We start from the raw sequence: 24873 nt of genomic DNA, 5'->3' as shown, positions 1-24873 counted from the left end.
TACCAAGCCATGTCCAGCGTTCGTTATGCCGTTTTCGGCCATCCGGTCTCCCACTCGCTCTCGCCCCGCATCCATGCCGCGTTCGCGCGCCAGACCGGCGTGTCGCTGGCCTACACCGCCATCGACGCGGCGCCGCACGAGTTCGTCGGCGCGCTGGATCGATTCGTCGGCGAGGGCGGCAAGGGCGCCAACGTCACCCTGCCGCTGAAGGAGGCGGCGTTCGCGATCTGCGCACGCACCAGCGAGCGGGCACGGCGCGCGGGCGCGGTGAACACGCTGAGCTGGAACGACGGCCAGTGGCATGGCGACAACACCGACGGCGCGGGCCTGGTGCGCGACCTGACCGGCCGCAACGGCCTGGATCTGCGCGGCCGCCGCGCCTTGATGCTGGGCGCCGGCGGCGCCGCGCGCGGGGTGGCCCCGGCGCTGCTGGACGCCGGTGTCTCGGAACTGATCGTGGTCAACCGCACGCCGGAGCGTGCCGACGCCCTGATCGACGCGATGGGCGAGCCGGAACGCGCGCTGTCGCGCTACTGGCAGGACCTGGGCGAGATCGGTGACTTCGGCCTGATCGTCAACGCCACCTCGGCGGCGCGCGGCGGCGGCGAGGATTTCGATCTGCCGTTCACCCTCACCACGCCGCGGACGCTCGCGGTGGATTTGAATTACGGTGAAGCCGCCATCCCGTTCCTGGCCTGGGCCAGGGCGGCCGGCTGCCGCGACGCGGTCGATGGCCTGGGCATGCTGGTCGAACAGGCCGCCGAAGCCTTCGAAGCCTGGCATGGCGCGCGCCCCGACAGCGATGCCGTGTATGCCGCGCTGCGCGGCAAGGACGCGCTGCTGGTCACCGCCGACTGACTTTTCCGGAGATACCGCATGGATGCCCTGCCGATCCAGATGCTCACCGTGGCGGCCTACCACCTGCCCCATCTGCTGGCCTGCGCCGTCGCGCTCGCGTTGCTGTGGATGTGGACGCAGCCCTCGCCCGGCCGCCCGCTGGCACTCTGGGGGGCCGGCCTGTTGCTCGGTTCGGCCCTGCTGCAGCTGGCGTTGAGCCTGGTGCAGACGCTGCACATCCACCGGATGGCGGAAAGCGGTTCGGGTCCTGGCAGCCTCTTCGCGATCATTTCGGCGGCGAACGTGCTGACCGGCGTGATCGCCTCGGTCGGACTGGTGCTGCTGGCCTGGGGCGCCAGCAAGGCCATGCGGACACGCGTGGTTCCGTGACCAGGACGCGGTCGCCGCGCCGAAGCGCTACAGCAATCCGTCGCGCTTGACCGCCAGGTAGCGTTCCACCAGCGCCGCCGGCAGATCCGCGCAAGTCACGTCCAGCACCATCACGTGGTGTCGCCGCAGGGCGTCGTGCGCGACCGCGCGCTGCTCCAGGTAGCGGGCGATGGCGCCGGCGTGGACGGCACCGGGCAGATCCTTCACCGGCGCGGCCAGCGCCTCGTCCAATTCGCGTTCGCGCAGGCTCGCCACGCATACCAGATGGCGCTTCTGCAGCAGCCGCACGGCGGCCAGCAGGTCCTCGATGTCCTCGTCGCGGACGTTGGTCACCAGCATCACCAGCGAGCGGCGACGCTGGCGCAACGACAGTTCGGTGGCCGCGGCCAGGTAATCGGTCGCCACCGGTTGCGGCTGCAGGTCATAGCTGGCCCGCAGCAGGGTATCGATCGCACCCATGCCACGCTGCGGCGCGACCCAGCGGCGGTCGCCACCGCTGGCGCCCAGGCCGACCGCGTCGCCCTGGCGCAGCGCGAGGTAGGACACCACCAGCGTCGCGTTGAGCGCGTGGTCGAAATGCGACAGGCCGCCTTCGCGCGCCATCATCCGGCGGCCGGTGTCCATCAGCATCACCAGTTGCTGGTTCTTCTCGTCCTGGTATTCGCGCGAGATCAACTTGCGCGCGCGCGCGGTCGCCTTCCAGTCGATCTGGCGCAGGCTGTCGCCGACCCGATACTCGCGCATCTGATTGAAGTCGGTGCCTTCGCCGCGGCGGCGTTTCAGGTGCGCGCCGACCAGCCGCGAGGCCTGTTCGGCGCTGAACAGCGCGAACCGGGTGAGCGGCGCGAAGTCCGGATACACGCGCACGGTGCGGGATTCGCCGACCCGGCGCGATTGCCACCACAGCCGCAGCGGCGAGTGCAGGCGAAGCTGCGTGCCTTCAAAAACCGCGTCGCCGCGTTCGGTCGGACTCAGCCGGTAGTGGAAGGACGTGGACTGGCCACGGCGCAGCCGCAACCGCTGCGGCAGTCCCTGCATGGTCCAGTGGCCAGGATGCAGATCGAACACATCCACGCGCTGCCGCGATCCCGCTTCCAGGCGCACCGACACCTCGCGCGCGATCCCCAGCGGCCAGGCATCCGGGATCTCCCGCTCCACCACCGGCGACGGCCGCCGCCGCAGCCATAGCGCATCGATCGCCGCCGCCAGGATCACCACTGCGCCCGCACCCAACCAGGCCAACCGAGGCATGCCGGCGAACAACGCGGCCAGGCCGGACAGGCCCCACAGCGCCAGGCAGGCGATCAGTGGCCAGGCGGGTCTCATTTGCGCGGCGCTTCCACCTTGGCCAGCAGCGCGCGCAGCACGTCGTCCGGCGACTGGCCCTCGATCTGCAGTTCCGGCGCCAGCGCGATGCGGTGGCGCAGCGCGGGCGTGGCGATGTCGCGCACATCGTCGGGCGTGACGAAATCGCGTCCCTGCAATACCGCCTGCGCGCGTGCGGCGCGCACCAGCGCGATGCTGCCGCGCGGCCCGGCGCCCAGCGCGATGCCGGGCCATTTGCGGCTGGCGGCGACGATGCGCACCGCGTAATCGATCACCTGTTCGTCCACCGTCACCGCGGCGGTGCCGCGCTGCATCGCGATGATGTCGGCCGCGCCGAGCACGCGCCGCACCTGCGACAGGTCGAAGTCGCCGGCGGTGCGACCGGTGGTGATCGCGTCGACCATCCGCTTTTCGTCGTCCAGCGCCGGATAGTCGATCAGGATCTTCAGCAGGAAACGGTCCAGTTGCGCTTCCGGCAGCGGATAGGTGCCTTCCTGCTCCACCGGGTTCTGGGTGGCCAGGGTCATGAACGGCGGCGCGAGTTCGAAGGATTTGCCCTCGATGGTCACCTGCCCTTCCTGCATCACTTCCAGCAGCGCGGACTGGGTCTTGGCCGGCGCGCGGTTGATTTCGTCGGCCAGCAGCAGGTGGGTGAACACCGGGCCGCGCCGGATCTTGAAGCTCTCGGTCTTGGGGTCGTAGACGGCGTGGCCGCTGACGTCGCTGGGCATCAGATCGGGAGTGAACTGCACGCGCGCGTAGGTCAGTTCCAGCGCCTGCGCCAGCGCGCGCACCAGCAGGGTCTTGCCCAGCCCGGGCACGCCCTCGATCAGCACGTGGCCGCCGGCCAGCAGCGCGATCAGGATCTGGTCCAGCACTTCGGCCTGGCCGATGAACGCCTTGGACACTTCCTCGCGCACCTGGGCGGCGCGTTCGGCCAAGGCTTCGCCGGTCATTGCGCCGTCGATTGCGGCGGTGGAATCGTTCATAGTCGGTTTCTCAGCTGGATCAGGGTGGAAATGCGGTCTCGGAAGCCGGCCTTGTCCTGCGTGGATGGCGTCTGCAGGGCGTTGCGCACGGTCTCGATTGGAACGTCGAGGCGTTCGGCCACCGCCTGGATCTGGGCCTCGCCTGCCAACGCGGCGGCCATCGGATCCCGGCGGCGCAGACGGCTCAGGAAGGCCTGGCGCGCGGCGATGTAGAGCAGCACGCCGCGTCCGTAGCGGAACAGGTGATCGCCGCTGGCGCGCACGTGTTCCAGCAGCGAGCGGCGATCCATCGGCGGCGCCGGAAGCTGCGGGCCGAAGCGCTGCATCCGCGACCACAGCCAGGCCAGCAGCGCGAGCAGCAGCGGCAGCCACACCATCCAGCCACGGAACAGGATCGTGCGCAGCAGCGACGGCGCGTCCGCGGCGTAGATCAGGTGCATGGTGCCGGCGCCATAGTTGGGCGCCAGCACCTGCCTCGCCAGCGCCTGGTGCGGCGGATCGCGCAACCCGCCCCGGGGCGCCTTCAGCGGATCCCCGAACGGATTGCCGGCACCGCCCTGGTTGATCAGGAAATCGAAATCCGCCAGCACGTCGACATGGCCGTCGCCATGGGCCAGGCGGGCGTAGACGTAACCGGCATCCAGATCGCCCCAGGCCAATTCCGGTTCCACGTCGTGCAGGCGGAAGCGGCGGCCGCGGCAGAATTCGACATGCGCGCGCTGGCCTTCCACCTGCAGGTCGGCGCAGCTGCTGTCGTCGGTGCTCTCCACGCCCAGCCACTGCAACAGCAGCGGGTCCGGGCTGCCGTCCCAGATTCGCTGCGGCGGCGTGCGCACCAGCAGGTGGCCGCCGCCTTCCACCCAGTCCAGCAGCCGTTCGGCCTGCACCGCGTCCAGGCCACTGGCTTCGTTGAACAGCAGCACGGTGTCGCGCGGTCCCGGCGGATGCGCGTCCAGCGCGAGCCGCTGCCGCGACTGCGCCTTCACTCCATCGGCTTCCAGCGCCTTGCGCAGCGCGTAGAGCGGGTTGTAGGCCGCCTCGCCGCTGGGCGGCAGGTACAGGGTCTGATCGACCCGGTGGTAATTGCGCGTGAACCAGTACCCGCCGGCCGCGATCAGCAAACCACCCAACACGGTCAGGGCGACGATCAGGGCCACTTTTCCCGGTCGCTTCATGCCAGCCACCCGCCGCGTGCCTGCATCTGCCCCAGCAGGGATTCGAACTCCGTCTCCTCCGGCAGCCGTTGCGCGTAGGCCGCGTACTGCCAGATCCGGACGATGCGGGCGAACAGCTGCCGATCCTCCGCCTCCGCCATCCGCCGCGACAGCCGCAGGCATTCGGCCTCGGTGGCGCCCGGCGGCAGTTCCACCTGCGCGCGCCGGCCCATCGCCAGCACGCCGGCCCGGTAAAGCAGCGCCAGCGCGTCACGCCCGCGCCCTTCCCGCCACAGTCGACGGGCGACGCTCGCCACGTCATCGGGCAGCGCTTCGGGAATCCGTACCGGTTCGCTGGCAACGTCGGCATCGAACACTGGCGCACGTCCGCCCGCCCCGCGCATCCACGGCAACCAGTAGCGCGCGGTCGCCAGCAGGATCAGCACCAGCACGCCGAGCAGGATCCACAGGCCCCATTCGGCGAGGAAGGCGAACAATGCCGCCACGCCCTGCAACCAGCCCATCTGCGGACGCCGGGAAGGCGACTCGGGCCTGGCCTTGTCGATCCGTTCCCACTGCTTCTGCACCACGCTGCGGTTGAGCGACGGGTCCCGGTAGGCCTGCGCGCTGGCGCGGCGGAAACCACCATCGTCTACCCGCTGGTCGCCGAAGACTTCCGGCAGGGTGGGCGGCTTCGGCGCATCATCGGCGTCATCGGACTCCACATGCGCGTCGGAATCCTCCGACGCTGGAACCTCCGGGTCCTCGCTCTGCGCCCGCGCCATTCCCGGCACCAGGGCCCCCATCAGCGCCAGCGCGACAACCAGCGCCGAAGCGCCGCGGGCGAGCCGGCCGCGCAGCTTGCGGAACACAATCTCCACATCCCATGCTTCCAGCTGGGTGCGGCGGTTGAGGTACAGGCCGAAGCCTGCGCCGACGAAGAACGGTTCCACCACCGACATCGCCATCCAGGCCAGCGCGTTGAGGCCGATCCTCACCCATGCCGGCGACTGTTCGACGATCAGCGTCCAGGTGGTGCGCAGCGTTTCCGGCAGCAGTTCCAGCGGCGTGAACATCAGGATGCCGGCGATGCCACCCAGGATCAGCGCGCCCTCGAAATGCAGGCACACCAGGGTCAGCAGCGCGGCGTTTCCGTAGATCGCTCCCCCCAGCACGCGACGGCGTTCGCGCAGGCGCTGGCCCCGCACGCCTTCCAGCAAGTCCACCGGCAGGTACAGCGAACGCACCGGACTCAAGCGCCGCCAGGTCAGGTAGTGCAGCATCGGCCCCCAACCCCAGGTCGCCTGCGCGCGCACGGTTTCGCGCACGCCGGGCACCGCGCCGAACACCGCGCGCGAGGCGACGTACATCGGGATGCGGTCGAACACCGGCTTGAGCCACCACATCAGGACTCCGGCCAGGCCGATCAGATCCAGCGCCCAGCCGGCCGCGTTGAGCAGCACGAACACCGGCAGCGTCACCAGCAGCCAGGGCTTCCAGATCGCGGCCGCGTGCCGGCGCACCAGCGCCATGCCCAGTTCCATCGCCTCCCAGGACGAACGCGCACGCAACTGGACGGTGAGCTGTTCAAGCCTCATCGGGAGTTCCCCGGCCGCCGCGCCACAGCCACAGCAGCACCAGCGTCCACAATGTCGCCGAGACACCGTATTTCACCGAGGCGGGAATCGACTGGATCGAGGACCAGAACGCTTCGATGAAGGCGGCGACGAAGAACATCAGCGCCGCACCCAGGCAAATCCGCGCGCCCTTCCAGCCGGCCTCGACCAGCGCGTCCACCCGCCGACGCCGCCCCGGCGCGAGCAGGTTGTAGCCCAGCCGCAGGCCGGCGCCGCCGGTGATGACGATCGCGGTCAACTCGAACGGCGCATGGCCGGCGACGAAGCGCCACAGCGGATCGGCCGAGCCGATCTGCTGCAGGTGGCCGAACGAGGCGCCGATATCCACGCCGTTGAAGATCAGGACGTAGATCGGTCCCAGGCAGCCCAGCAGACCGCTGGCGAACACGCGCAGGCCGATGCTGGTGTTGTTCATGATGTAGACGCCGAACATGTACCAGTCGCTGCCCGAGTCGCGGCCAAGCCGGTGGCGCGGGTCGTTGGGATCGAACATCCGCTCCATCGAGGCGATTTCCTCCGGCGCCTTGATCCCGTGGATCAGCTCCGGCTGGTACTGCAGCAGCACGAACAGCGCGATCAGCGGCAACGCGAACAGCGCCGCGGCGACCCACATGCAGGCCGCCTCGCTGCGCACCAGGCGCGGGAAGTCGGCCAGCACGAACACCAGCGCGCGCCGCCAGCGCGGTGGCGGCGTGCGGTACAGCAGGTTGTGGCCGCGCTGCATCAGCTGCTGCAGGCGATCGGTGATCTGCGGGCTGTAGCCGCGCTTGCGCGCCAGCGCCAGCTGCTCGCAGATGCGGCGGTAGCGGGCCGGCACGTCCTCGTCGGCCAGCTCGGCGCGGTTGCGCGCGTCGCGCGCCTGGCGCGGCTCGCCACGCAGATCCAGCCAGTGCTCGAAGGCCAGCCATTCGCGCTGGTAGCGGGCGACGAACTGCTCCTGCCTCATCGACGCCCCACCAGCCAGTTGGCCATGCCGTACAGGCGCAATACGCCGGCCTGTCCCTGCGCCTGGGTCAGCGGTGCGACGATGTCGGCCAGCTCGGCCTGGCGTGCCGGCGTCAGCAATGGCGCGCGCTCGCCGAAGGCGACGATCGCGGCCTGTTCGTCGGGCTGCAGCCCGGGCGGCACCGCCACCACCACGTCGGCCGGTGCCGGCACGGCGTCGCGCGAATGATCCACATGGACCACGACGGTCCTCGCCACCATGTCGCCAAGCCGGCGGCCATGCGGATCGGCCAGGCTGCTGATCAGCCCGGCCATGTAGCCGAACGGCAACATGTCGACCGTACGCAGCAGGTTGCGGGTGATCGCCGCGAGCCAACCCAGCGGCGCACCGTCGGCCGACACCACCCGCAGGCCCATCGCGCGCTTGCCGACGGTCTGCCCGTTCCAGAACGCCTCCAGGGCGATCGGGTAGATCCAGTAGACGATGAACATCAGCACCATCGACAGGCCCTGGCCCATCTTGCCCATCAGGCCGAGCACGGTGCCGACCACGAACAGGATGCCCACCCGCACCGCCAGATCGATCGACCAGGCGACCGCGCGCGGCACCGGGCCGGAAGCCGGCAGATGCAGGGCGACGCCCTCGGGCGTGATCACCTCACGGTAGGTGTCCAGTTTCAATGCGCCACCCGATGCCGGGACCACGTGCGGGTGCCGGCGATGCGCCATCCTGGCGATATCTGCGTACTGCGCGCCATGCGCGATCCGATCCCCTGTTCCATCCGTTGCGACTTTAGCCGCCATGGCGGCGCTTGCCCAGTCCGCGCAAGGCTACACTGCCGCCATGTCATCGCTGTTTCCCTGCCGCGCCGGATGCGCCGCCTGCTGCACCGCGCCGTCCATCGCCTCGCCGATCCCCGGCATGCCCGCCGGCAAGCCAGCGGGCGTGGCCTGCGTGCAACTGGACGAGGCGCTGCGCTGCCGGCTGTTCGGCCGGCCTGAGCGTCCGCGGTTCTGCGCCACCCTCAAGCCCGGGCCGGAGATGTGCGGCCTCAGCCGCCAGGACGCCATGGCCTACCTGGAGGCGCTGGAGCAGGCCACCCGGCCCTGACGCCTGGCGCTGCAATTCAACTGACGGTCGGCTTTTCCTTCTTGCCGGCGAACACGCGCCGGATGCCCGCGCCGACGGCGACCACGCCGATCAGCAGCAATTTCCAGAACTTGGCCAGCACCAGGCCAATCTTGGCGAACAGGCCGGCCTTCGCCGCGAGTCCACCGCCGACCAGCGCCGCCAGGCCATAACTGGCGACCTTGTCGGTGGATGCATCGAAGTCGGCGTAGCGGGCGCCCGCGTCGAACTCGGTCATCGGCAGCAGCTCCTGCATGCCCTTCTGCACCTGCGCCAGTTCGGACATGCCGGCCACCGCGTTGAGGCTGAGGTAACCGTGCCGGCCAAGCACGCGGATGTCGTAGTTCAGCGTGTGCTGCGCGTTGCCGTCGAAGGACAGCTCCTTGGCCCAGTAGAGTTTCTTGGCCGAGCCGTCATAGCGCGGCGGCACTGCCCAGCCGACCAGATCCACGGTGCCGTAGCCGGCCTCCTTGCGCGCGCTGTTCTCCTCGCTCGTGGACTTTTTCATTTCAGTCAGCATCTCGGCGTAGTCGATCTTGGCCGCGTCCTCGTCGGAGACATAACCCTCGTCCGAGTAGGTGACCACCACCGCCCAGCTGTCGTCGGCCAGCAGATCCGGCTTGCGTGGCACGATCAGGCCCAGCACCGATTCATCGGGCGGATTGCCCCACAGATCCTCCAGCACGCGGCGGGCGTCGGCCTGTTCCAGGTAGCGGAAGTCCGGCGTCAGCTGGAAACGCGCGTGTGCCTTCGGCACCGTGATGCCGCCCTCCTTGAACTGCAATCCCGCGACGAACTGTTCGGCGCCCTGGCCGGCGTCTTCCCCGCCATCCTGCGCCATTGCCGGCGTTCCCCACGCCAGTACCGCGGCGGCCAGCAGGCCGCCGAACCATGGTTTCAGCATTTCTCTTCCCCGTTGATGGACAGATCCCTGTCCCGCGCCAGTGTTGCCGCAGCGCCGGCGGCAGGCAAGCCTACGACCGTCGGCGAGGATTCCGGCGGTTCCGGGCAAGCCGGGTGCAATCGCGGCAGGCTGGCCAGACCCGGCCGACCGTGGAGTCCGGAGGGCGTCAGTCCTTCGCGGCCTGCAGGTACTGATCCTTCAGGCGCACGTAGTGGGCGGCCGAGTAGTGCAGGCTCTCGATTTCCTTGTCGCTGAGCCGGCGGGCGAAGCGGGCCGGATTGCCCAGCCACAGTTCGGCCTCGCCGACGACCTTGCCGGGACCGACCACCGCGCCGGCGCCGACGAAGCCGTGCTTCTTCACCGTCGCCCCGTCCAGGATGCAGGCGCCCATGCCGATCAGGCACAGGTCCTCGATGGTGCAGGCGTGGATGATGGTGCCGTGGCCGACGGTGACATCCGCGCCGATCAGGGTCGGATAGCCGGCCCGGTTGTACGGGCTGTGGTGGCTGACGTGGATGATGGTGCCGTCCTGCACGTTGGTGCGGGCACCGATGCGGATGTGGTTGACGTCGCCGCGGATCACCGTGCCCGGCCACACCGAGACGTCCTCCGCCAGTTCGACGTCGCCGATGACGGTCGCCGCCGGGTCCACGTAGACGCGCGGGCCGAGGGCGGGAAAACGGTCAAGATAGGGGCGGATAGCGGTCATGTCGCCATTGTAGCGACCATACGCACGCGTCCGGGCCTACACTCCGGGGCATGGACACTCCCGCCGATACGCCCGTGACCGAACTTTCATCCACCCTGGCCCGCCTGCGCGCGGCCTGGCAGGCGCGACGACCCGACCTGGCCCAGCGGCAGGCGGATCTGCAGCGGCTGCGCGACGCGCTCAAGCGCCGGCTGGACGAGATGGCCCGTACCATCGCCGCCGATTTCGGCCACCGCTCGCTGCACGAGAGCCGCATCGCCGATGGGATGACCGTGCTCAACGAGATCGATCACCTGCTCAAGCACCTGCGCCGCTGGATGCAGCCGCGCCGGGTCGGGGTGGGCTGGCGGTTCTGGCCCGCGAGCGCGGAGATCCGGCCCGAACCGGTCGGCGTGGTCGGCGTCATCGCGCCATGGAACTACCCGGTCAACCTGGCCCTGATCCCGCTGGCCACCGCCATCGCCGCCGGCAACCACGTCTACCTGAAACCCTCCGAGCACACCCCGCGCACCACCGCGTTCCTGCGCGAACTGCTGGCCGAAGTCTTTCCACCCGATCGGGTGGCGGTCGCCAGCGGCGGCCCCGAGATCGCCTCGGCCTTCGCCGGCCTGCCGTTCGACCATCTGGTGTTCACCGGTTCCACCGCGGTGGGCCGCAAGGTGATGGCCGCCGCCGCACCGCAGCTGACCCCGCTGACACTGGAACTGGGCGGCAAATCGCCGGCCATCGTCTGCGACGACTATCCGCTGGAGCAGGCCGCGGCGCGGCTGGCGACCGGCAAATGGTTCAACGGCGGCCAGACCTGCATCGCCCCGGACTACGTGCTGGTCGCCGCGCACCGCCGCGATGCGCTGGTGGAAGCGCTGCGCAAACAGGTGAAGGCGCGCTACGGCGATCTGCAGAATCCGGGCGACTACACCCGCATCATCAACGACGGCCAGTTCGCGCGGCTGCGTGGCTATCTGGACGACGCGCAGGCGCGTGGCCTGACGGTGATTCCGCTGGCCGGCGCCGAGGACGCGCGGGAACGGCTGTTCCCGCCGACCCTGGTGCTGGATCCGGGCGATGACGCCAAGGTGATGCAGGACGAGATCTTCGGCCCGATCCTGCCGATCCGCTCGGTCGCTTCGCTCGACGAGGCCATCGCCTACGTCAACGCGCACGATCGGCCATTGGCGCTGTATCCCTTCAGCAACGACCGTTCCCGGATCGAGAAGATCCTGAAGAACACCCTGGCCGGCGGCGTCACCGTCAACGACACCGTGCTGCATTTCGGCATCAACGATCTGCCGTTCGGCGGCATCGGCCCCAGCGGCATGGGCGCCTATCACGGCAAGGCCGGCTTCGATGCGTTCAGCAAGGCGCTGCCGATCCTCTGGCAAAGCCGTCGCGCCGGCAGCGACATGCTCAAGCCACCCTACGCCAAGGTCGCCCGGTTCATCGATTTCATCGTCCGGTAGCGCGCGCTTCCTTCCGGCCGCGCATCGGTGGCGCCGAACCGGGCAGGAATCCGGTCCTCGTCCGGGCGAGGACCGAAATCTTTCCCCGTCATTCCGGCGAACGCCGGAATCCATAGGCCGCCGGGGATGACGACAGAGCGACTGGCGGACCCCGCAGGAAGCGAGGTGGCCGGGTTCTGCCGTGCGGATCGCGCGAGGTCGCCGCGATACCGATCAGCAACCCGACGATCGCCGAAGGGCAGGATCGGTTGATCAATCTCCCTCGTCGAGCGGCAGCCGGGGCATGCGCCGCTTCACCGGCGAGGATTGGATGATCGCCGTATTGGTCGCGGCATAAGGAAGAAACCGGTCGATCAGGGACTCCAGTTCCTCCACCCCTCGCACGAAAGCGCGTGCGACGAAGCAGTCGTCACCCGTCACACGCTCTGCTTCCACGACCTCCGGCGTCTCCTGCAGAAGGGCGGCAACGCGCGCGAGTTCGCCGGGCATCGGTCGCAGGCGCATGTGCACCGCCAGCGGCAGCCCTACGGCGCCAGGATTCAATCGAATCGTGTAGCCCTCGATGACGCCGCTCTCCTCGAGTCTCCTGACGCGCTCGGCGGCGGCAGGCGGAGAAAGACCGACCTTATCGGCGAGTTCCTTCATCGATAGCCGCGCATTCTCCGACAGCAGCTCCAGCAACCGTCGATCAAGCGTGTCGAGGGGGCGAACGATGCGTCGGCTCATGGCTTCCTTTTGTTTCAAATGTGGAATGTTCAAATTACATTCGAATGTTCCTCAGCATGCGCGTGCGACCTTCTTTTGTCCATGTAAAACGAGAAAATCGCCTTCTATCATGGCCGAATGAAAGCGATACCCCAGCCGGCGCGCCGCCCCCTCGATGCCCTGCCGCCCCACCTCTGGTTCGGCGTCAGCGCCGTATTCCACTATCTCGGTCCCTCCTTTGCCGTGCTGCTCTTTCCGGCCGTGGGTGTGCTGGGGGTAGCGTGGTTGCGGATCGCGACGGCGGCTTTCGTCTTCGCTCCGATCACACGGCCGTGGCGAACGCTCGGACGGACGGACAGGTCCGGCCGCGGGTTGATCGTGGCAATGGGCCTCTGCCTCGCCGTGATGAACTGCGCCTTCTACCTTGCCCTCGACCGCCTGCCGATCAGCCTTGTCGCCGCCATCGAGTTTGTCGGCACCCTCGGCATTGCCGCCTATGGCTTGCGCACGAAACGAAACCTTGCCGCCCTTGCGCTCGCCGTCGTTGGCGTCTTCGCGCTAATCGATGTCACCTGGTCGAGTGATCCCGTCGGCCTGTTCTGGGCTTTTCCGAACGGTGCGCTGTTCGTCGCCTACATCCTGCTGGGCCATCGGATGGCCCGGTCGGGTGCCGGCGATGGCATCCAGCGGCTGGGCGCGGCCATGGCGATCGCCCTGATCGTCGTCCTGCCGATTGGTTTCAAACAAGCCCTCGCCGCCTTCAGCGACCCTCTGCTCGTCATGGCCGGGATCGGCGTGGGCGTCTGCTCCTCGGTCATCCCCTATGTCTGCGACCAGCTCGCAATGGCGAAGCTCAAGCGTTCCACCTTCGCCCTGATGCTGGCGCTGCTGCCCGCCGTGGCTACGTTGGTTGGCGCGCTGGTCCTGGCTCAAATCCCCAATGGTCAAGACATGCTGGGCATCGCCTTGGTGATGCTGGGCGTCGCCCTCCACAAACAACCGAAGGACTGAACCATGTTTCCACCTCTGGAGCCTTTCGCGGAGGGCCTGCTTGATGTCGGAGACGGACACGCAATCCACTACTGCCAGTCCGGCAACCCGGAGGGACGGCCGGCGCTGATCCTGCATGGCGGCCCCGGCGCGGGCTCGTCTCCCTATCATCGACGGTTCTTCGACCCGGATATCTACCGCATCATCCAGTTCGATCAGAGGGGATGCGGCAAGTCCAGGCCGAACGCCAGCCTGGACGCCAACGATACCTGGAGCCTCGTCGCCGACATGGAGCGGTTGCGCCAGCGGCTGGGCATGGATCGGTGGTTGCTGTTCGGCGGATCCTGGGGCTCCACGCTGGCGCTCAGCTACGCCGGCAAGCATCGCGATCGTTGCGTCGGTCTCATCCTGCGCGGCATCTGGCTGAATCGCGAGGAAGATATCGCCTGGGACTATGGCGGGCTGCGCCGATTCTGGCCGGAGGCATTCGCCGGGTTCGAAGGGTTCGTCCCCGAAGAGGAGCGAGGCGACCTGCTGGCGGCCTACCACCGACGCCTGTGCGACGAGGATCCGGCCGTGCACATGCCGGCGGCCGTTTCATTCTGCCGCTGGGAAGCGGCCTGCGAACGCCTGTTGCCTTCCGGGGAGGAAATCCTCCCCGGACCGGAAACCCTGGCGCTTGCACGCATCGAAGCGCATTTCACGATCAACCGCGCTTTCACGGAACCGGAAACGCTGATGGCGGCGGCGGAACAACTGGGTGACCTGCCGGGAGCGATCGTGCACGGCCGCTACGACATGCTGTGCCCGGTGGATGGCGCGCTGGCCATCGCCCGAGCCTGGCCCGGAGCGCGTCTGACCATTGTGCCCGATGCGGGTCATTCCGCTTTCGAACCCGGCATTCAAGCGGCCTTGCTGGCAGAGACAGCGGCGCATGCCTTCCCGCGGCATTGGGAGCACGAGCATGGCTCGCGATCCCTTCGGCCCAGCGGGTTCGCACCGCAGTGATTCACCCCGCGTGCAGCACCCATATACGGGTCCCGGCTTGACCAGCCTGCCGGCCGTTGGAGACCGCCGGGATGACGACAAGGCCCGTTCATCGATATCGTCCTCCCGCCGTCATTCAGGCGACGGCGGAGAAAGCGCACCCCCTGCATTTCCCGCTGTCGAAAACCGCACCGCTCGCGCGTCATAGTCAGGTCACCCCGCACAGGATCGCCCATGACCTCCCCGACGTCCCCCACCAAGGCCACCCGCCGCGAATGGATTGGCCTGGCCGCCATCGCCCTGCCCTGCATGGTCTATGCGATGGACCTGACCGTGCTCAACCTGGCGTTGCCGGCGATCAGCGCCGAGCTCAACCCTTCCACTTCGCAGCTGCTGTGGATCGTCGACATCTACGGGTTCCTGGTGGCCGGCTTCCTGATCACGATGGGCACGCTGGGCGATCGCATCGGTCGGCGCCGGTTGCTCTTGATCGGTGCGGCCGCGTTCGCCGCCGCCTCGATCATCGCCGCGTTCTCGCGCAGCGCGGAGATGCTGATCGCCATGCGCGCGCTGCTGGGCGTGGCCGGCGCCACCCTGGCGCCGTCGACGATGTCGCTGATCCGCAACATGTTCCATGACGAGCACGAGCGCCAGTTCGCGATCGGCGTGTGGATCGCCAGCTTCTCGGTCGGCGGCGCGATCGGCCCGCTGGTCGGCGGCCTGCTGCTGGAATGGTTCTGGTGGGGCGCGGCGTTCCTGGCGGCGGTGCCGGTGATGGTGCTGCTGTTGCTGCTGGGGCCGAAGCTGCTGCCCGAATACCGCGATCCCGACGCCGGCCGGCTGGATCCCGCCAGCATGGCGCAATCCCTGTTCGCGGTGCTGGCGGTGGTGTACGGACTCAAGCGGATCGCCGAGTACGGCGCCGATACGCGCGGTCTGCTGGTGCTGGCCGCCGGCCTGGTGCTGGGCGTGCTGTTCGTGCGCCGACAGCGGCACCTGGACTATCCGTTCCTCGACGTCACCCTGTTCCGGCGGCCCGCCTTCAGCGCGGCGATCGTCGCCTACGCGCTGGCCGGCCTGTCGATGATGGGCGTGTACATCTTCATGACCCAGTACCTGCAACTGGTGCTGGGGCTGTCTCCGCTGGAGGCCGGTTTCGCCACCGTTCCGTGGTCGCTTTGCTTCACCGTGGGATCGCTGCTGGCGCCGAAGCTGGCGCGCCACTGGGGCGCGCGGCGGGTGATGGTGCGCGGCCTGCTGGTGGCGGCGGTCGGCTTCGGCATCACCGCGCTGGTGGTGCCGCCGCACGGGCTGTGGATCCTGATCGCCGGCATGCTGGCGATGAGCATCGGCATGGCGCCGGTGTTCACCGTGGGCAACGAACTGATCATCACCACCGCGCCGCCGGAGCGCGCCGGCGCGGCGTCGGCATTGGCGGAAACCAGCGCCGAACTCAGCGGCGCGCTGGGCATCGCGCTGCTCGGCAGCGCCGGCATGGCGCTGTACCGCTTCTGGCTGGAGCCGGCATTGCCGGCGGATCTGGCCCAGGCCGCCACCGGCCATGCCCTGTCCACGCTGGGCGGCGCGATCGCCACCGCCGAAACGCTGCCGGCCGGCCAGGCCGCCGCCATCGAGACGACCGCGCGCACCGCCTTCACCGACGCGATGCGGCTGGTGGCGGTGTTCGGCGGAACCATGATGCTGCTGGCGGCGTGGATGGCCTCGCACCTGATGCGCGACGGCGAGGGCGAAGGCCATGTGGCGAGCGTTGCCGGCGAGGCTTCCGGCGCGTGAGGCATCCATCGCGGTGCCCGCCGCACGGATGCCGTGGCGGGCACATCACTTACACTGACGCCCCTCTGGCGCCCGCGGGTGCCCACGACCACGGATGCACGGGATGAAAATCGCCAGCTGGAACGTCAATTCGCTCAATGTCCGCCAGCCGCACCTGGAGCAGTGGCTGGGCGCGTTCTCGCCCGACGTGGTGGGCATCCAGGAAACCAAGCTGGAGGATCACCGTTTCCCCGACACCGTGCTGGCCGGGCTGGGCTATCGCAGCATCTTCGCCGGGCAGAAGACCTACAACGGCGTGGCGATCCTGTCGCGGGTGCCGGCCACCGAGGTGCAGATCGGCATCCCCGGTTTCGAGGACGAGCAGAAGCGCGTGATCGCCGCGACCGTGGGCGATCTGCGCATCGTCAACCTGTACGTGGTCAACGGCCAGGACGTGGGCACCGACAAGTACGCCTACAAGCTGCGCTGGCTGGACGCGGTGCACGGCTGGCTCGCCGAGGAGCTGCAGCGACACCCGAAGATGGTCGTGCTGGGCGACTTCAATATCGCCCCGGATCATCGCGACGTCTACGACCCCAAGGTCTGGGGCGACGCCCACATCCTGACCTCGGTCGCCGAGCGCGACGCGCTCCGCCGCCTGTACGCGCTCGGCCTGCACGACGCCTTCCGCATGCACAACGACGAGGCCGGCGTGTACAGCTGGTGGGACTACCGGATGGGCGGCCTGCGCCGCAACCTGGGCCTGCGCATCGATCTCACCCTGGTCTCGGACGCGTTGCGCGCGCAGGCGGCTGCCGCCGGCATCGATCGCGAGCCGCGCACCTGGGAACGCCCCAGCGACCATGCGCCGGCCTGGGTGCAACTGGCCGGCTGATCCGCGCTCGTTCGACGGAATGAACAAAGGCCCGGCGTGCGCCGGGCCTTTGTGATGCCACGGACCTTGGGTGCGTCTCGAATCAGCGCACGCGGCCGCAGCGAAACCGGATCATCGTGGCGTCAGCGTGCGCGTCCCCGGGTGAACAGGTTGACGATCAGCAGCAGCACCACGGCGCCGATGAAGGCGGTGATCAGGAATCCGATCCAGCCTCCTCCCAGCCCCAACCCCAGCGCCGGCAACAGCCAGCCGCCGAGGAAGCCGCCGATGATGCCGACCACGATGTTGAGGATGATGCCCTGCGAGCCATCGCGCCTCATCACCAGGCTGGCCAGCCAGCCCGCGATACCACCGACGATCAGATAGATGAGAAAATTCATTCTGCCTGTCTCCTTCCGTTGTGGACTCCGGCCCCGAAGACCGGGGACGGTGCGATTAAGCGGTTGTCGCCGTGAAACCACTGTTAAGCCGGATAGCGGGAATGGCATCCTTGCAGCGCGGTGATAACGCGGATCGCGCCGCGATGCACGCTGCCCCGCACCACCGGCCGACCATGACCGAGATTCCCTCCACCTCCTCGCCCGCCTCCCCTCCGTCCTGGCAATTCGGGCGGTTCCAGGTCTGGCTGCGTGCGCATCCCCCCCGCATGCGCGGCGAACCGACCGCGCGGCAGGTGCTGGCCGAAGCGCTGACACAGTCGGCGGACGCCTTGCCGATCCGGCGTGACGCACGCGGCAAGCCGCATTTCGCGGCCCCCTTCGACGACCAGGCGATCAGCTGGAGCCACAGCGGCGAGGTACTGCTGGTCGCGCTCGGACCGGCGCGCGACCTGGGTGTGGATGTCGAACGCCATCGCCAACGGCCACGGATGATGGAGATCGCGCAGCGCTTCTTCCATCCCAGTGAACTGGACTGGTTGCGCGCGCAGGATGACCCGGCGCGCACCGGCGCGTTCGTGCGCCTGTGGTGCGCCAAGGAGGCGCTGCTGAAGGCACACGGCCATGGCGTCTCCTTCGGCCTGGAGAAACTGGTGTTCGGCGAACGCGAAGACGGCCTGCAACTGATCGACTGCGATCCCGCGCTGGGCTCCCCGGCCGAATGGCGATTGCACGAATGGGAACCGCTGCCAGGCTACCGCGGCGCGCTGGCCTGGCGGACCTGAGTCCCGCCGTTCGGGGATAATGCGCGCGATGAATGCCTCGACGCTGCCCGCCGGCCTGGACGCGCCACTGCGCCAGGGCCTGACCGAACTCGGCCTGGACGCCGCCGTCCTGGCGCCGCCGCTGCTGGACTATCTGGCCCTGCTGCATCGCTGGAACCGCACCTACAACCTCACCGCCATCCGCGATCCGGCCGAGATGGTGACCCGCCACCTGCTGGATTCGCTGGCCATGCACGCGCACGTCGCCGAAGGCAGCCTGGCCGATCTGGGCACCGGGCCGGGGTTGCCGGGGATTCCGCTGGCCATCACCCACCCCGGACTGCGGGTGACCCTGGTCGAAAGCAACGGCAAGAAGGCCCGCTTCATGCGCGAGGCGGTGCGCCAACTGGGCCTGGCCAACGCGCGCGTGGCCGAATCGCGCGCCGAGGCGCTGGGCGAACCCGCCGCCTACGACAACCTGACCGCGCGCGCCATGGACACGCTGGCCGGCATCATCGCCGTCGGCGGACACCTGCTGAAACCCGGCGGCGCGCTGCTGGCGATGAAGGGCGTGTGTCCGGACGAGGAAATCGCCGCGCTGCCACCGGGCTGGCGGGCCGAGGCCATCCATCCGCTGCGCGTGCCCGGCCTGGTCGGCGAGCGTCATCTGGTCGTGGTGCGCAAGACCGGCGCCTGAACCCGCGTCCCGATCCCCATAACCGATTGATATCGTTGGCAGGCGCAAGGGCATGAGCGCGGCTCCCGGACGCCGCCGCGCGGCCGGCTCGGCGAACCGAATTCGCAGGACCGGTCCGGACCCCGCATAATCCCCCATCCACCCCGTGTCCCGAGGCGACCACCCGCATGGCCCGCATCATCGCGATCGCCAACCAGAAAGGCGGCGTCGGCAAGACCACCACCGCCGTCAATCTGGCCGCCGCGCTGGCGCGTGCGCCGCAGCGCGTGCTGCTGGTGGATCTGGACGCCCAGGGCAACGCCACCATGGGCAGTGGCGTGGACAAGCGCGAACTCGAGAACTCCACCTGCGACGTGCTGCTGCAGGAAGTTGACGCGCGCACGGCGATCGTGACCACCCAGGAAGGCTTCGACCTGCTTCCCGGCAACATCGATCTGACCGCCGCCGAGATCCAGCTGATGGAGATCGACGGCCGCGAGCTGCGCCTGAAGGCCGCGCTGGAACCGATCCGCGGCGACTACGACTTCATCATCATCGACTGCCCGCCGGCATTGTCGCTGCTCACCCTCAACGCGCTGACCGCCGCCGATTCGGTGCTGGTGCCGATGCAGTGCGAGTACTACGCGCTGGAGGGCCTGAGCGCGCTGGTGGAGACCATCGAGGCGCTGAAGGCGCGGCTCAACCCGAGCCTGGAAATCGAGGGCGTGCTGCGCACCATGTTCGACGTGCGCAACAACCTGGCCAACGCCGTGTCGGCGGAGCTGACCCAGCATTTCGGCGATCGCGTGTTCCGCACCATCGTGCCGCGCAACGTCCGCCTGGCCGAAGCGCCCAGCCACGGCCAGAGCATCGTCGGCTACGACCGCACCTCGCGCGGCGGCGTCGCCTACCTGGGCCTGGCCGGGGAAATCATCCGCCGCCAGAGTGAACGCAAGAAGCAAGAAAAGAGGATGGAGTACGCCTGATGAGCGCGTCGAAGAAACGCGGCCTGGGCCGCGGGCTGGAGGCCCTGCTCGGCCCCAAGGCGGCCGAGACCCCACCGCCGGAAGCCCAGCCGGGCGAGGCCCTGCGCACCCTGCCGGTCGCTCACCTGCAACCCGGCAAGTACCAGCCGCGCATGGCGATGGATCCGGCCAAGCTCAGCGAGCTGGCCGAGTCGATCAAGGCGCAGGGCGTGATCCAGCCGATCGTGGTGCGCGAACTGGCACCCGGACGCTTCGAGATCGTCGCCGGCGAGCGTCGCTGGCGCGCCTCGCAGGAAGCTGGCCTGGCCGAAGTGCCGGTGGTGGTGCGCGAACTCGACGATCGCACCGTCATCGCGATGGCGCTGATCGAGAACATCCAGCGCGAGGATCTGAACCCGCTGGAAGAAGCGCAGTCGCTGCAACGCCTGATCAACGAATTCTCGCTGACCCACGCCGAGGCCGCCGAAGCGGTCGGCCGTTCGCGCGCGGCGGTGTCCAACCTGCTGCGCCTGCTGGAGCTGCCGCCGGCGATCCGCGCGCTGCTGGAAGCCCGCCGGCTGGAAATGGGCCACGCCCGCGCGCTGCTGACGCTGTCGCCGGAACTGGCCAGCAAGCTGGCCTCCGATGCCGCCGACCAGGGCTGGTCGGTGCGCGAGGTCGAACACCGCGCCCAGCAGTTCGCCGCCGGCAAGGTGCCGGTGATCGGCCGCAAGGCCAAGCCGGGCAAGGCCGCGCCGCAGCCGGACATCGCCGCGCTGGAAACCGAGCTGTCCGAAGGGCTTGGCACCCGCGTCACCATCGCCCACGGACGCGGCGGCAAGGGCAAGCTGATCATCCAGTACACCGATCTCGACACCCTCGACGGCGTGCTCGAGAAGCTGCGCGGCCCGCGCGGCTGAGGCCCGGGCGCGCGTCCCAGCGGAGGCGCGCCGACACATCTACAGGACCCCGGTTCAGCCGGTGGCGGCAAAATAGGCGCCCATGACATCCAGCCCCGCCCTTTCCGTCGTCGTCCCGGTCTTCAACGAACGCGACAACGTCACGCCCCTGATCGACGAAATCATCGCCGCGTTGCGTGGCCGGATCGATTTCGAGATCGTCTATGTCGATGATCACTCCCGCGACGACACCCTGGCCGTGCTGCAGGGCCTGAAGGCGCGCGTGCCGGAACTGCGGGTGCTGCAGCACGTCCAGCAAAGCGGCCAGAGCACCGCCATCCGCACTGGCGTCAAGGCCGCGCGAGGCGCGTGGATCGCCACCCTGGACGGCGACGGCCAGAACGATCCGGCCGACATTCCCAAGCTGCTCGCCGCGCGCGACGATGGCGAGGCGCAGACCAGGCTCTACGCCGGCTGGCGGGTCAACCGCCAGGACAGCGGCAGCAAGCGCTGGGCCAGCAAGTGGGCCAACGCGATCCGCTCGCGCATGCTGCGCGACGAGACGCCGGATACCGGCTGCGGCATCAAGCTGTTCGAACGCGAGGCCTTCCTCGATCTGCCCTACTTCGATCACATGCACCGCTACCTGCCCGCGCTGATGCAGCGCGCCGGCTGGAAGACGATCAGCGTGCCGGTCAACCACCGCCATCGCACCGCCGGCGTGTCCAAGTACAACAATCTCAACCGCGCGCTGGTCGGGATCAGCGACCTGCGCGGCGTGGCCTGGCTGATCAAGCGCGGCAAGCGTACGGCGGTCCGGGAGCTCTGAGGTGGAAGTGCACTGGCTCAACCAGCCGATCGAGGCCCTGTACTGGACCGGCCTGCATGTCACCGGCTGGAAGCTGATCGGCTACACCGGCGCGCTGATGTTCGGCGGCCGCTGGCTGGTCCAGTTCATCGCCTCCCGGCGCGCCGGCAAGCCGGTCATCCCGCGCCTGTTCTGGTACATGAGCGTGCTGGGCAGCCTGATGACGCTGAGCTACTTCCTGTTCTCGGCCAAGCAGGACTCCGTCGGCGTGCTGCAGAACCTGTTCCCCGCCTTCACCGCGCTGTACAGCCTGTACCTCGACATCCGGCACCGCGGCTGGCACCGCGACAAGGCCAGCCACTGACGGCGAGGCGTCGCCGAACCCGACCGCGCTGTTCCTCCCCTTCGAAGAAGGGGAACCGAGGGGATTCGCTCCTGGCTCCTGGCTCCTGGCTCCTGGCTCCTGGCTCCTGGCTCCTGGCTCCTGGCGCCGGCCCCCAATCCCCATCGCCCTGCGATTGTGTAACGCCACACCCCGCCGTTAGCCTGTGCAGCCCATGCCCCTGCTCCGCCGCTTCCGCCGCACCACCCTCACGCGCCTGCTGGCGCTGTGCGTGCTGCTGCTGGGCGTGATCGCGCAGCCGGTGATGGCCTCGGTGGGCGGCGTCCACGAACTCGGCCACGGCGCCGACCTGCATTCGCATGTGGATACGGATGCACATGCGGATACGCCCGGCGACGAGCACGAGCGCGGGGACGACGAATCCGGCAAGACCGGCGGTCTGCTGCACGCCCTGATGCACGCCACGCACTGCTGCGGCCACGCGCCGGCGATGCCGGTGGCGGCCACGATCTGGCAGCCGCTCGCGCCGCCGGAAACCGTGTCGTTCCCGCACGACGCCCCGGTTCCCACCCACCGCAGCGACAAGCTGCTGCGTCCGCCGATCGCGATCTGAGGCACTCCCCGCCCGGCCGGGTTTCGTTCGTCCTCGATCCTTTCGGAGAATTCCCCATGTGGTTGCGTCTGGCGGCTTTGGCCGCCTTCGCGACCGTGTCCGTCGCACCCGCGCGGGCACAGTCGCCTGTTGTCATCTCCCTGGACGACGCGTTCGCGCGCGTCGCCCGTACCCATCCCGATCTGCGCCTGGTTGATGGCCAGCGGCGCGTCCTCGCCGCGGAAGCCGAAGTCGCCGCGCTGCGCCCGGGCCTCACCGCCGGCGCGTCGGTCGAAAACGCGCTCGGCAGCGGCGACGTCAGCGGTTTCGGCGGCGCCGAAATCAGCCTGACCCTGGTCGGCGTACTCGAGCGCGGCGGCAAGTGGGACGCCCGCCGCACGCTGGCGCAAAGCCGCATCGACGCGCTGGCGGTGCAGCGCGAGACCCGCCGGCTGGATCTGCTGGCCGAAGTCGCGCGTCGCTACCTGGCCATCACCGCCGCCCAGCGCCAGCGCGCGGTGGCGCTGGACGACATCGAACAGCGCACCCGCACGGTCGCGGCCGCGCGCCAGCGCCTGGCCGCGGGCGCTTCGCCGGAATCGGTGCTGCTGACCGCGCAGGCCGCGCTCACCCGTGCGGAACTGGAGCGCGATCGCGCCGATCGCCTATTGATGTCCGCGCGCCAGCATCTGGCCGCGCTGTGGGGCGAACGTGATCCCGGCTTCGACACCGTGGCCGGTAATCCGCTGGCGCTGCCGGCGGTCGCCGACTTCGGCGAACTGGCCGCCTTGCTGGACAGCACCCCGGAGTTGGCCCGCTTCGCCGACGAGCGCCGCATCCGTGAAGCGCGCGTGCAACTGGCGCGCAGCGAACGCAGTGCCAATGTCGACTGGCAGTTCGGCGTGCGGCGGTTGCAGGAGAACGGCGATACCGGCCTGATGGCCAGCGTCGCGATTCCATTGGGCAGCGCGCGCCGCGCCGAACCCGGCATCCGCGCCGCCGAAGCGGAACTGGCGCTGGTGGAGATCGAACGCGAAGCCGAGGGGCTCGCGCTGTATTCCACCCTGGCCGAGGCGCATGGCCGCTACCGCACCGCGCAGTTCGAAGTGAAGCGCCTGGACGAGGCCGTGCTGCCGAAGCTAGCCAAGGCCGAGCGCGCCGCCGAGCGCGCCTATCGCGCCGGCGCCATCAGCTATCTGGAATGGGCGCAGCTGCAATCCGAACGCACCAACGCGCGTCGGCAGCAGCTAGACGCCGCCCTCGACGCACAGCGCGCGCTGATCGAAATCCAGCGCCTGACCGGCCAGCCGTTCGTGGCCGCCGCCCCCGCACAAGGAACCTCCCCATGAATGTCCGCACTCCTGCCCTGCGCTGGATGCCGCTGCTGTTGCTGACCCTGGCGCTGGCCGCCTGCGGTGGCGACAAGACCGAAGACACCCACGATCACGAAGCCGGCGAACATGCCGGCGAGGAAGCGGAGGCCTCCACCGGCCAGCACGGCGGACGCCTGCTGGAAAAGGACGGCCTGGCGGTGGAGCTGGCGATCGCCGAGGACGGCACGCCGCCGAAGTTCCAGGCCTGGCTGTACCGCGACGGCAAGCCGCTGCCGGCCAGCGCCGGCACGGTCGAAGTCCGACTCAAGCGCCTGGGCGGCGCGGCCGAGACCCATCGCCTGCAGGCGCAGGCCAACGGCAGCCTGCTCGGCACGGCCGAGGTGATCGAGCCGCATTCCTTCGATGTCGAGGTCCTGGCGAGCATCGATGGCAATGCACGGCGCTGGGCCTATCCGAGCTACGAAGGACGCACCGAGATCGCCGCGCCGATCGCGCAGCAGACCGGCATCCGGGTCGCGCCCGTGGGCCCGGGCGTCATCGCCGACGAACATGAAGTGCAGGGCCTGCTGACCCCGGTCGAAGGCCGCGTGGCCAAGGTCGCCGCGCGCTTCCCCGGCCCGGTGCGCCGACTGGCCGCCAATGTCGGCGATCCGGTGCGCGCCGGACAGGCGCTGGCGTCCATCGAAAGCAACCTCAGCCTGACCACCTACACCGTCAGCACGCCCATCAGCGGCGTGGTGCTGGCGCGCAACGCTGAAGTGGGATCGGTCGCGGCTGAAGGCACGACGCTGTTCGAGGTCGCCGATCTGTCCACGCTGTGGGTGGATCTGCACGTGTTCGGCTTCGACGCCCAGCACATCCGCGCCGGCTCGCCGGTGACCCTCACCCGCATCAGCGACGGCGCGCAGGCCGAAACCACCCTGGAACGCGTGCTGCCCGGCACCGCCACCGCCAGCCAGAGCACGGTCGCGCGCGCGGTCATCGCCAACGCGGACGGTCAATGGCGGCCGGGTTCGGCGATCACGGCGCGCGTCACCGTGGATCGGCAACCCGCCGCGCTGGTGGTGCCGGTGGCGTCTTTGCAGCGTTTCCGCGACTGGGACGTGGTGTTCGTGCGGGTCGGCGACACCTACGAGGTACGGCCGCTCAGGCTCGGCAAGCGCGACGCCCAGCGGGTGGAAGTGCTGGCCGGACTGAAGGCGGGCGACCAGGTTGTGGTCGAACAGAGCTACGTGGTGAAGGCGGACATCGAAAAGTCTGGCGCTTCCCACGATCACTGAGGACC

The 24873-nt window shown here is 69.1% G+C and carries 27 protein-coding genes; 17 read left to right on the top strand and 10 right to left on the bottom strand.

Features of this window, described 5'->3' with window-relative positions; genetic code table 11:
- The first annotated feature begins 9 nt into the window (after positions 1-9).
- Positions 10-858: a shikimate dehydrogenase gene (gene aroE / locus FG323_RS12840; RefSeq protein WP_141455076.1), complete on the top strand. Its 849-nt coding sequence runs from the start codon at positions 10-12 to the stop codon at positions 856-858.
- A gap of 18 nt (positions 859-876) precedes the next feature.
- Positions 877-1227: a hypothetical protein gene (locus tag FG323_RS12835; RefSeq protein ID WP_141455075.1), complete on the top strand. Its 351-nt coding sequence runs from the start codon at positions 877-879 to the stop codon at positions 1225-1227.
- 27 nt (positions 1228-1254) lie between these two features.
- On the opposite strand, the gene FG323_RS12830 is transcribed toward FG323_RS12835, so the two are convergent.
- The 6 genes from FG323_RS12830 to FG323_RS12805 are packed head-to-tail and all read right to left on the bottom strand — an operon-like array spanning position 1255 to position 8007.
- Positions 1255-2553: a DUF58 domain-containing protein gene (locus tag FG323_RS12830; RefSeq protein WP_141455074.1), complete on the bottom strand. Its 1299-nt coding sequence runs from the start codon at positions 2551-2553 to the stop codon at positions 1255-1257.
- The gene (locus FG323_RS12825) at positions 2550-3509 is read right to left on the bottom strand and encodes a MoxR family ATPase (RefSeq protein WP_255470186.1); all 960 of its coding nucleotides are present in this window, start codon (positions 3507-3509) and stop codon (positions 2550-2552) included. Before FG323_RS12825 ends, FG323_RS12830 begins: the two co-directional genes overlap by 4 nt.
- A gap of 29 nt (positions 3510-3538) precedes the next feature.
- Positions 3539-4717 (bottom strand): DUF4350 domain-containing protein, encoded by a 1179-nt coding sequence (locus FG323_RS12820; protein WP_141455072.1) that lies wholly within the window; start codon positions 4715-4717, stop codon positions 3539-3541.
- The gene (locus tag FG323_RS12815) at positions 4714-6294 is read right to left on the bottom strand and encodes a DUF4129 domain-containing protein (protein ID WP_141455071.1); all 1581 of its coding nucleotides are present in this window, start codon (positions 6292-6294) and stop codon (positions 4714-4716) included. Before FG323_RS12815 ends, FG323_RS12820 begins: the two co-directional genes overlap by 4 nt.
- Positions 6284-7279 carry a stage II sporulation protein M gene (locus FG323_RS12810; RefSeq protein WP_141455070.1) on the bottom strand — a complete coding sequence of 332 codons (996 nt, stop codon included), beginning with the start codon at positions 7277-7279 and terminating at the stop codon, positions 6284-6286. The genes FG323_RS12815 and FG323_RS12810 overlap by 11 nt, the downstream gene beginning before the upstream one ends.
- Entirely contained in the window at positions 7276-8007 is a 732-nt protein-coding gene (locus FG323_RS12805) for an RDD family protein (RefSeq protein ID WP_141455069.1), read from the bottom strand. The genes FG323_RS12810 and FG323_RS12805 overlap by 4 nt, the downstream gene beginning before the upstream one ends.
- A gap of 115 nt (positions 8008-8122) precedes the next feature.
- On the opposite strand from FG323_RS12805, the gene FG323_RS12800 reads away from it, so the two are divergent.
- Positions 8123-8389, top strand: coding sequence for a YkgJ family cysteine cluster protein (locus tag FG323_RS12800; RefSeq protein ID WP_141455068.1), 267 nt, complete (start codon positions 8123-8125; stop codon positions 8387-8389).
- A 16-nt stretch (positions 8390-8405) separates the two neighbouring features.
- Here the strand turns inward: FG323_RS12800 and FG323_RS12795 are convergent, their stop codons facing one another.
- Together FG323_RS12795 and FG323_RS12790 are read right to left on the bottom strand one after the other, a co-directional pair.
- On the bottom strand, positions 8406-9248 hold the full coding sequence (locus FG323_RS12795; protein WP_255470185.1) for a DUF2167 domain-containing protein: 843 nt from the start codon (positions 9246-9248) through the stop codon (positions 8406-8408).
- 229 nt (positions 9249-9477) lie between these two features.
- Positions 9478-10020: a gamma carbonic anhydrase family protein gene (locus FG323_RS12790; RefSeq protein WP_141455066.1), complete on the bottom strand. Its 543-nt coding sequence runs from the start codon at positions 10018-10020 to the stop codon at positions 9478-9480.
- A gap of 50 nt (positions 10021-10070) precedes the next feature.
- Between FG323_RS12790 and FG323_RS12785 the strand changes: the two genes are divergently transcribed.
- Positions 10071-11480, top strand: a complete 1410-nt coding sequence (locus FG323_RS12785) for a coniferyl aldehyde dehydrogenase (protein WP_141455065.1) — start codon at positions 10071-10073, stop codon at positions 11478-11480.
- Positions 11481-11732: 252 nt separating this feature from the next.
- Here the strand turns inward: FG323_RS12785 and FG323_RS12780 are convergent, their stop codons facing one another.
- Positions 11733-12206, bottom strand: a complete 474-nt coding sequence (locus FG323_RS12780; RefSeq protein ID WP_141455064.1) for an Lrp/AsnC family transcriptional regulator — start codon at positions 12204-12206, stop codon at positions 11733-11735.
- A gap of 117 nt (positions 12207-12323) precedes the next feature.
- Here FG323_RS12780 and FG323_RS12775 point away from each other — a divergent pair, with 117 nt between their 5' ends.
- The 4 genes from FG323_RS12775 (at position 12324) to xth (ending at position 16830) form a co-directional block, all read left to right on the top strand.
- Entirely contained in the window at positions 12324-13196 is an 873-nt protein-coding gene (locus FG323_RS12775; protein ID WP_141455063.1) for an EamA family transporter, read from the top strand.
- A 3-nt stretch (positions 13197-13199) separates the two neighbouring features.
- Complete coding sequence (gene pip, locus FG323_RS12770; protein ID WP_141455062.1) at positions 13200-14183, top strand: prolyl aminopeptidase; 984 nt, start codon at positions 13200-13202, stop codon at positions 14181-14183.
- Positions 14184-14396: 213 nt separating this feature from the next.
- Positions 14397-15956: an MFS transporter gene (locus FG323_RS12765; RefSeq protein ID WP_141455061.1), complete on the top strand. Its 1560-nt coding sequence runs from the start codon at positions 14397-14399 to the stop codon at positions 15954-15956.
- A gap of 103 nt (positions 15957-16059) precedes the next feature.
- A complete protein-coding gene (gene xth / locus FG323_RS12760; protein ID WP_141455060.1) occupies positions 16060-16830 on the top strand; it encodes an exodeoxyribonuclease III in 771 nt (256 codons plus the stop codon).
- Positions 16831-16952: 122 nt separating this feature from the next.
- On the opposite strand, the gene FG323_RS12755 is transcribed toward xth, so the two are convergent.
- Positions 16953-17210, bottom strand: a complete 258-nt coding sequence (locus FG323_RS12755) for a GlsB/YeaQ/YmgE family stress response membrane protein (protein WP_141455059.1) — start codon at positions 17208-17210, stop codon at positions 16953-16955.
- A 266-nt stretch (positions 17211-17476) separates the two neighbouring features.
- On the opposite strand from FG323_RS12755, the gene FG323_RS12750 reads away from it, so the two are divergent.
- The 9 genes from FG323_RS12750 (at position 17477) to FG323_RS12710 (ending at position 24868) form a co-directional block, all read left to right on the top strand.
- Positions 17477-17992 (top strand): 4'-phosphopantetheinyl transferase superfamily protein, encoded by a 516-nt coding sequence (locus tag FG323_RS12750; protein ID WP_255470184.1) that lies wholly within the window; start codon positions 17477-17479, stop codon positions 17990-17992.
- 28 nt (positions 17993-18020) lie between these two features.
- Positions 18021-18668, top strand: coding sequence for a 16S rRNA (guanine(527)-N(7))-methyltransferase RsmG (gene rsmG, locus FG323_RS12745; protein WP_141455058.1), 648 nt, complete (start codon positions 18021-18023; stop codon positions 18666-18668).
- 167 nt (positions 18669-18835) lie between these two features.
- On the top strand, positions 18836-19633 hold the full coding sequence (locus FG323_RS12740; RefSeq protein ID WP_141455057.1) for an AAA family ATPase: 798 nt from the start codon (positions 18836-18838) through the stop codon (positions 19631-19633).
- Entirely contained in the window at positions 19633-20532 is a 900-nt protein-coding gene (locus FG323_RS12735) for a ParB/RepB/Spo0J family partition protein (RefSeq protein ID WP_141455056.1), read from the top strand. Before FG323_RS12740 ends, FG323_RS12735 begins: the two co-directional genes overlap by 1 nt.
- Before the next feature lie 82 nt (positions 20533-20614).
- Positions 20615-21340 (top strand): glycosyltransferase family 2 protein, encoded by a 726-nt coding sequence (locus tag FG323_RS12730; RefSeq protein ID WP_141455055.1) that lies wholly within the window; start codon positions 20615-20617, stop codon positions 21338-21340.
- Between the two features lies 1 nt (position 21341).
- Positions 21342-21683 (top strand): lipid-A-disaccharide synthase N-terminal domain-containing protein, encoded by a 342-nt coding sequence (locus tag FG323_RS12725; protein WP_141455054.1) that lies wholly within the window; start codon positions 21342-21344, stop codon positions 21681-21683.
- 193 nt (positions 21684-21876) lie between these two features.
- Entirely contained in the window at positions 21877-22275 is a 399-nt protein-coding gene (locus tag FG323_RS12720) for a hypothetical protein (RefSeq protein WP_141455053.1), read from the top strand.
- A 56-nt stretch (positions 22276-22331) separates the two neighbouring features.
- Positions 22332-23603, top strand: coding sequence for a TolC family protein (locus FG323_RS12715; RefSeq protein ID WP_255470170.1), 1272 nt, complete (start codon positions 22332-22334; stop codon positions 23601-23603).
- Entirely contained in the window at positions 23600-24868 is a 1269-nt protein-coding gene (locus FG323_RS12710; protein ID WP_249889078.1) for an efflux RND transporter periplasmic adaptor subunit, read from the top strand. The genes FG323_RS12715 and FG323_RS12710 overlap by 4 nt, the downstream gene beginning before the upstream one ends.
- The last annotated feature ends 5 nt before the right edge of the window (positions 24869-24873 follow it).

The organism is Pseudoxanthomonas sp. z9 (genome assembly GCF_006542425.1).
Classification (GTDB): Bacteria; Pseudomonadota; Gammaproteobacteria; order Xanthomonadales; family Xanthomonadaceae; genus Pseudoxanthomonas_A.
Note: the sequence above shows the minus strand (reverse complement) of the source record. Positions and strands in the feature narration are given on the sequence as shown.

Coding starts and splice junctions, on each gene's coding strand:
- FG323_RS12780 (WP_141455064.1), bottom strand. CDS start 12,206: ATGAGCCGACGCATCGTTCGCCCCCTCGACACGCTTGATCGACGGTTG.
- rsmG (WP_141455058.1), top strand. CDS start 18,021: ATGAATGCCTCGACGCTGCCCGCCGGCCTGGACGCGCCACTGCGCCAG.
- FG323_RS12820 (WP_141455072.1), bottom strand. CDS start 4,717: ATGAAGCGACCGGGAAAAGTGGCCCTGATCGTCGCCCTGACCGTGTTG.
- FG323_RS12740 (WP_141455057.1), top strand. CDS start 18,836: ATGGCCCGCATCATCGCGATCGCCAACCAGAAAGGCGGCGTCGGCAAG.
- FG323_RS12775 (WP_141455063.1), top strand. CDS start 12,324: ATGAAAGCGATACCCCAGCCGGCGCGCCGCCCCCTCGATGCCCTGCCG.
- FG323_RS12785 (WP_141455065.1), top strand. CDS start 10,071: ATGGACACTCCCGCCGATACGCCCGTGACCGAACTTTCATCCACCCTG.
- FG323_RS12755 (WP_141455059.1), bottom strand. CDS start 17,210: ATGAATTTTCTCATCTATCTGATCGTCGGTGGTATCGCGGGCTGGCTG.
- FG323_RS12815 (WP_141455071.1), bottom strand. CDS start 6,294: ATGAGGCTTGAACAGCTCACCGTCCAGTTGCGTGCGCGTTCGTCCTGG.
- FG323_RS12735 (WP_141455056.1), top strand. CDS start 19,633: ATGAGCGCGTCGAAGAAACGCGGCCTGGGCCGCGGGCTGGAGGCCCTG.
- pip (WP_141455062.1), top strand. CDS start 13,200: ATGTTTCCACCTCTGGAGCCTTTCGCGGAGGGCCTGCTTGATGTCGGA.
- FG323_RS12805 (WP_141455069.1), bottom strand. CDS start 8,007: ATGGCGCATCGCCGGCACCCGCACGTGGTCCCGGCATCGGGTGGCGCA.
- FG323_RS12800 (WP_141455068.1), top strand. CDS start 8,123: ATGTCATCGCTGTTTCCCTGCCGCGCCGGATGCGCCGCCTGCTGCACC.
- FG323_RS12825 (WP_255470186.1), bottom strand. CDS start 3,509: ATGACCGGCGAAGCCTTGGCCGAACGCGCCGCCCAGGTGCGCGAGGAA.
- FG323_RS12810 (WP_141455070.1), bottom strand. CDS start 7,279: ATGAGGCAGGAGCAGTTCGTCGCCCGCTACCAGCGCGAATGGCTGGCC.
- FG323_RS12790 (WP_141455066.1), bottom strand. CDS start 10,020: ATGACCGCTATCCGCCCCTATCTTGACCGTTTTCCCGCCCTCGGCCCG.
- FG323_RS12835 (WP_141455075.1), top strand. CDS start 877: ATGGATGCCCTGCCGATCCAGATGCTCACCGTGGCGGCCTACCACCTG.
- aroE (WP_141455076.1), top strand. CDS start 10: ATGTCCAGCGTTCGTTATGCCGTTTTCGGCCATCCGGTCTCCCACTCG.
- FG323_RS12750 (WP_255470184.1), top strand. CDS start 17,477: ATGCGCGGCGAACCGACCGCGCGGCAGGTGCTGGCCGAAGCGCTGACA.
- FG323_RS12715 (WP_255470170.1), top strand. CDS start 22,332: ATGTGGTTGCGTCTGGCGGCTTTGGCCGCCTTCGCGACCGTGTCCGTC.
- FG323_RS12710 (WP_249889078.1), top strand. CDS start 23,600: ATGAATGTCCGCACTCCTGCCCTGCGCTGGATGCCGCTGCTGTTGCTG.
- xth (WP_141455060.1), top strand. CDS start 16,060: ATGAAAATCGCCAGCTGGAACGTCAATTCGCTCAATGTCCGCCAGCCG.
- FG323_RS12795 (WP_255470185.1), bottom strand. CDS start 9,248: ATGGCGCAGGATGGCGGGGAAGACGCCGGCCAGGGCGCCGAACAGTTC.
- FG323_RS12765 (WP_141455061.1), top strand. CDS start 14,397: ATGACCTCCCCGACGTCCCCCACCAAGGCCACCCGCCGCGAATGGATT.
- FG323_RS12730 (WP_141455055.1), top strand. CDS start 20,615: ATGACATCCAGCCCCGCCCTTTCCGTCGTCGTCCCGGTCTTCAACGAA.
- FG323_RS12830 (WP_141455074.1), bottom strand. CDS start 2,553: ATGAGACCCGCCTGGCCACTGATCGCCTGCCTGGCGCTGTGGGGCCTG.
- FG323_RS12720 (WP_141455053.1), top strand. CDS start 21,877: ATGCCCCTGCTCCGCCGCTTCCGCCGCACCACCCTCACGCGCCTGCTG.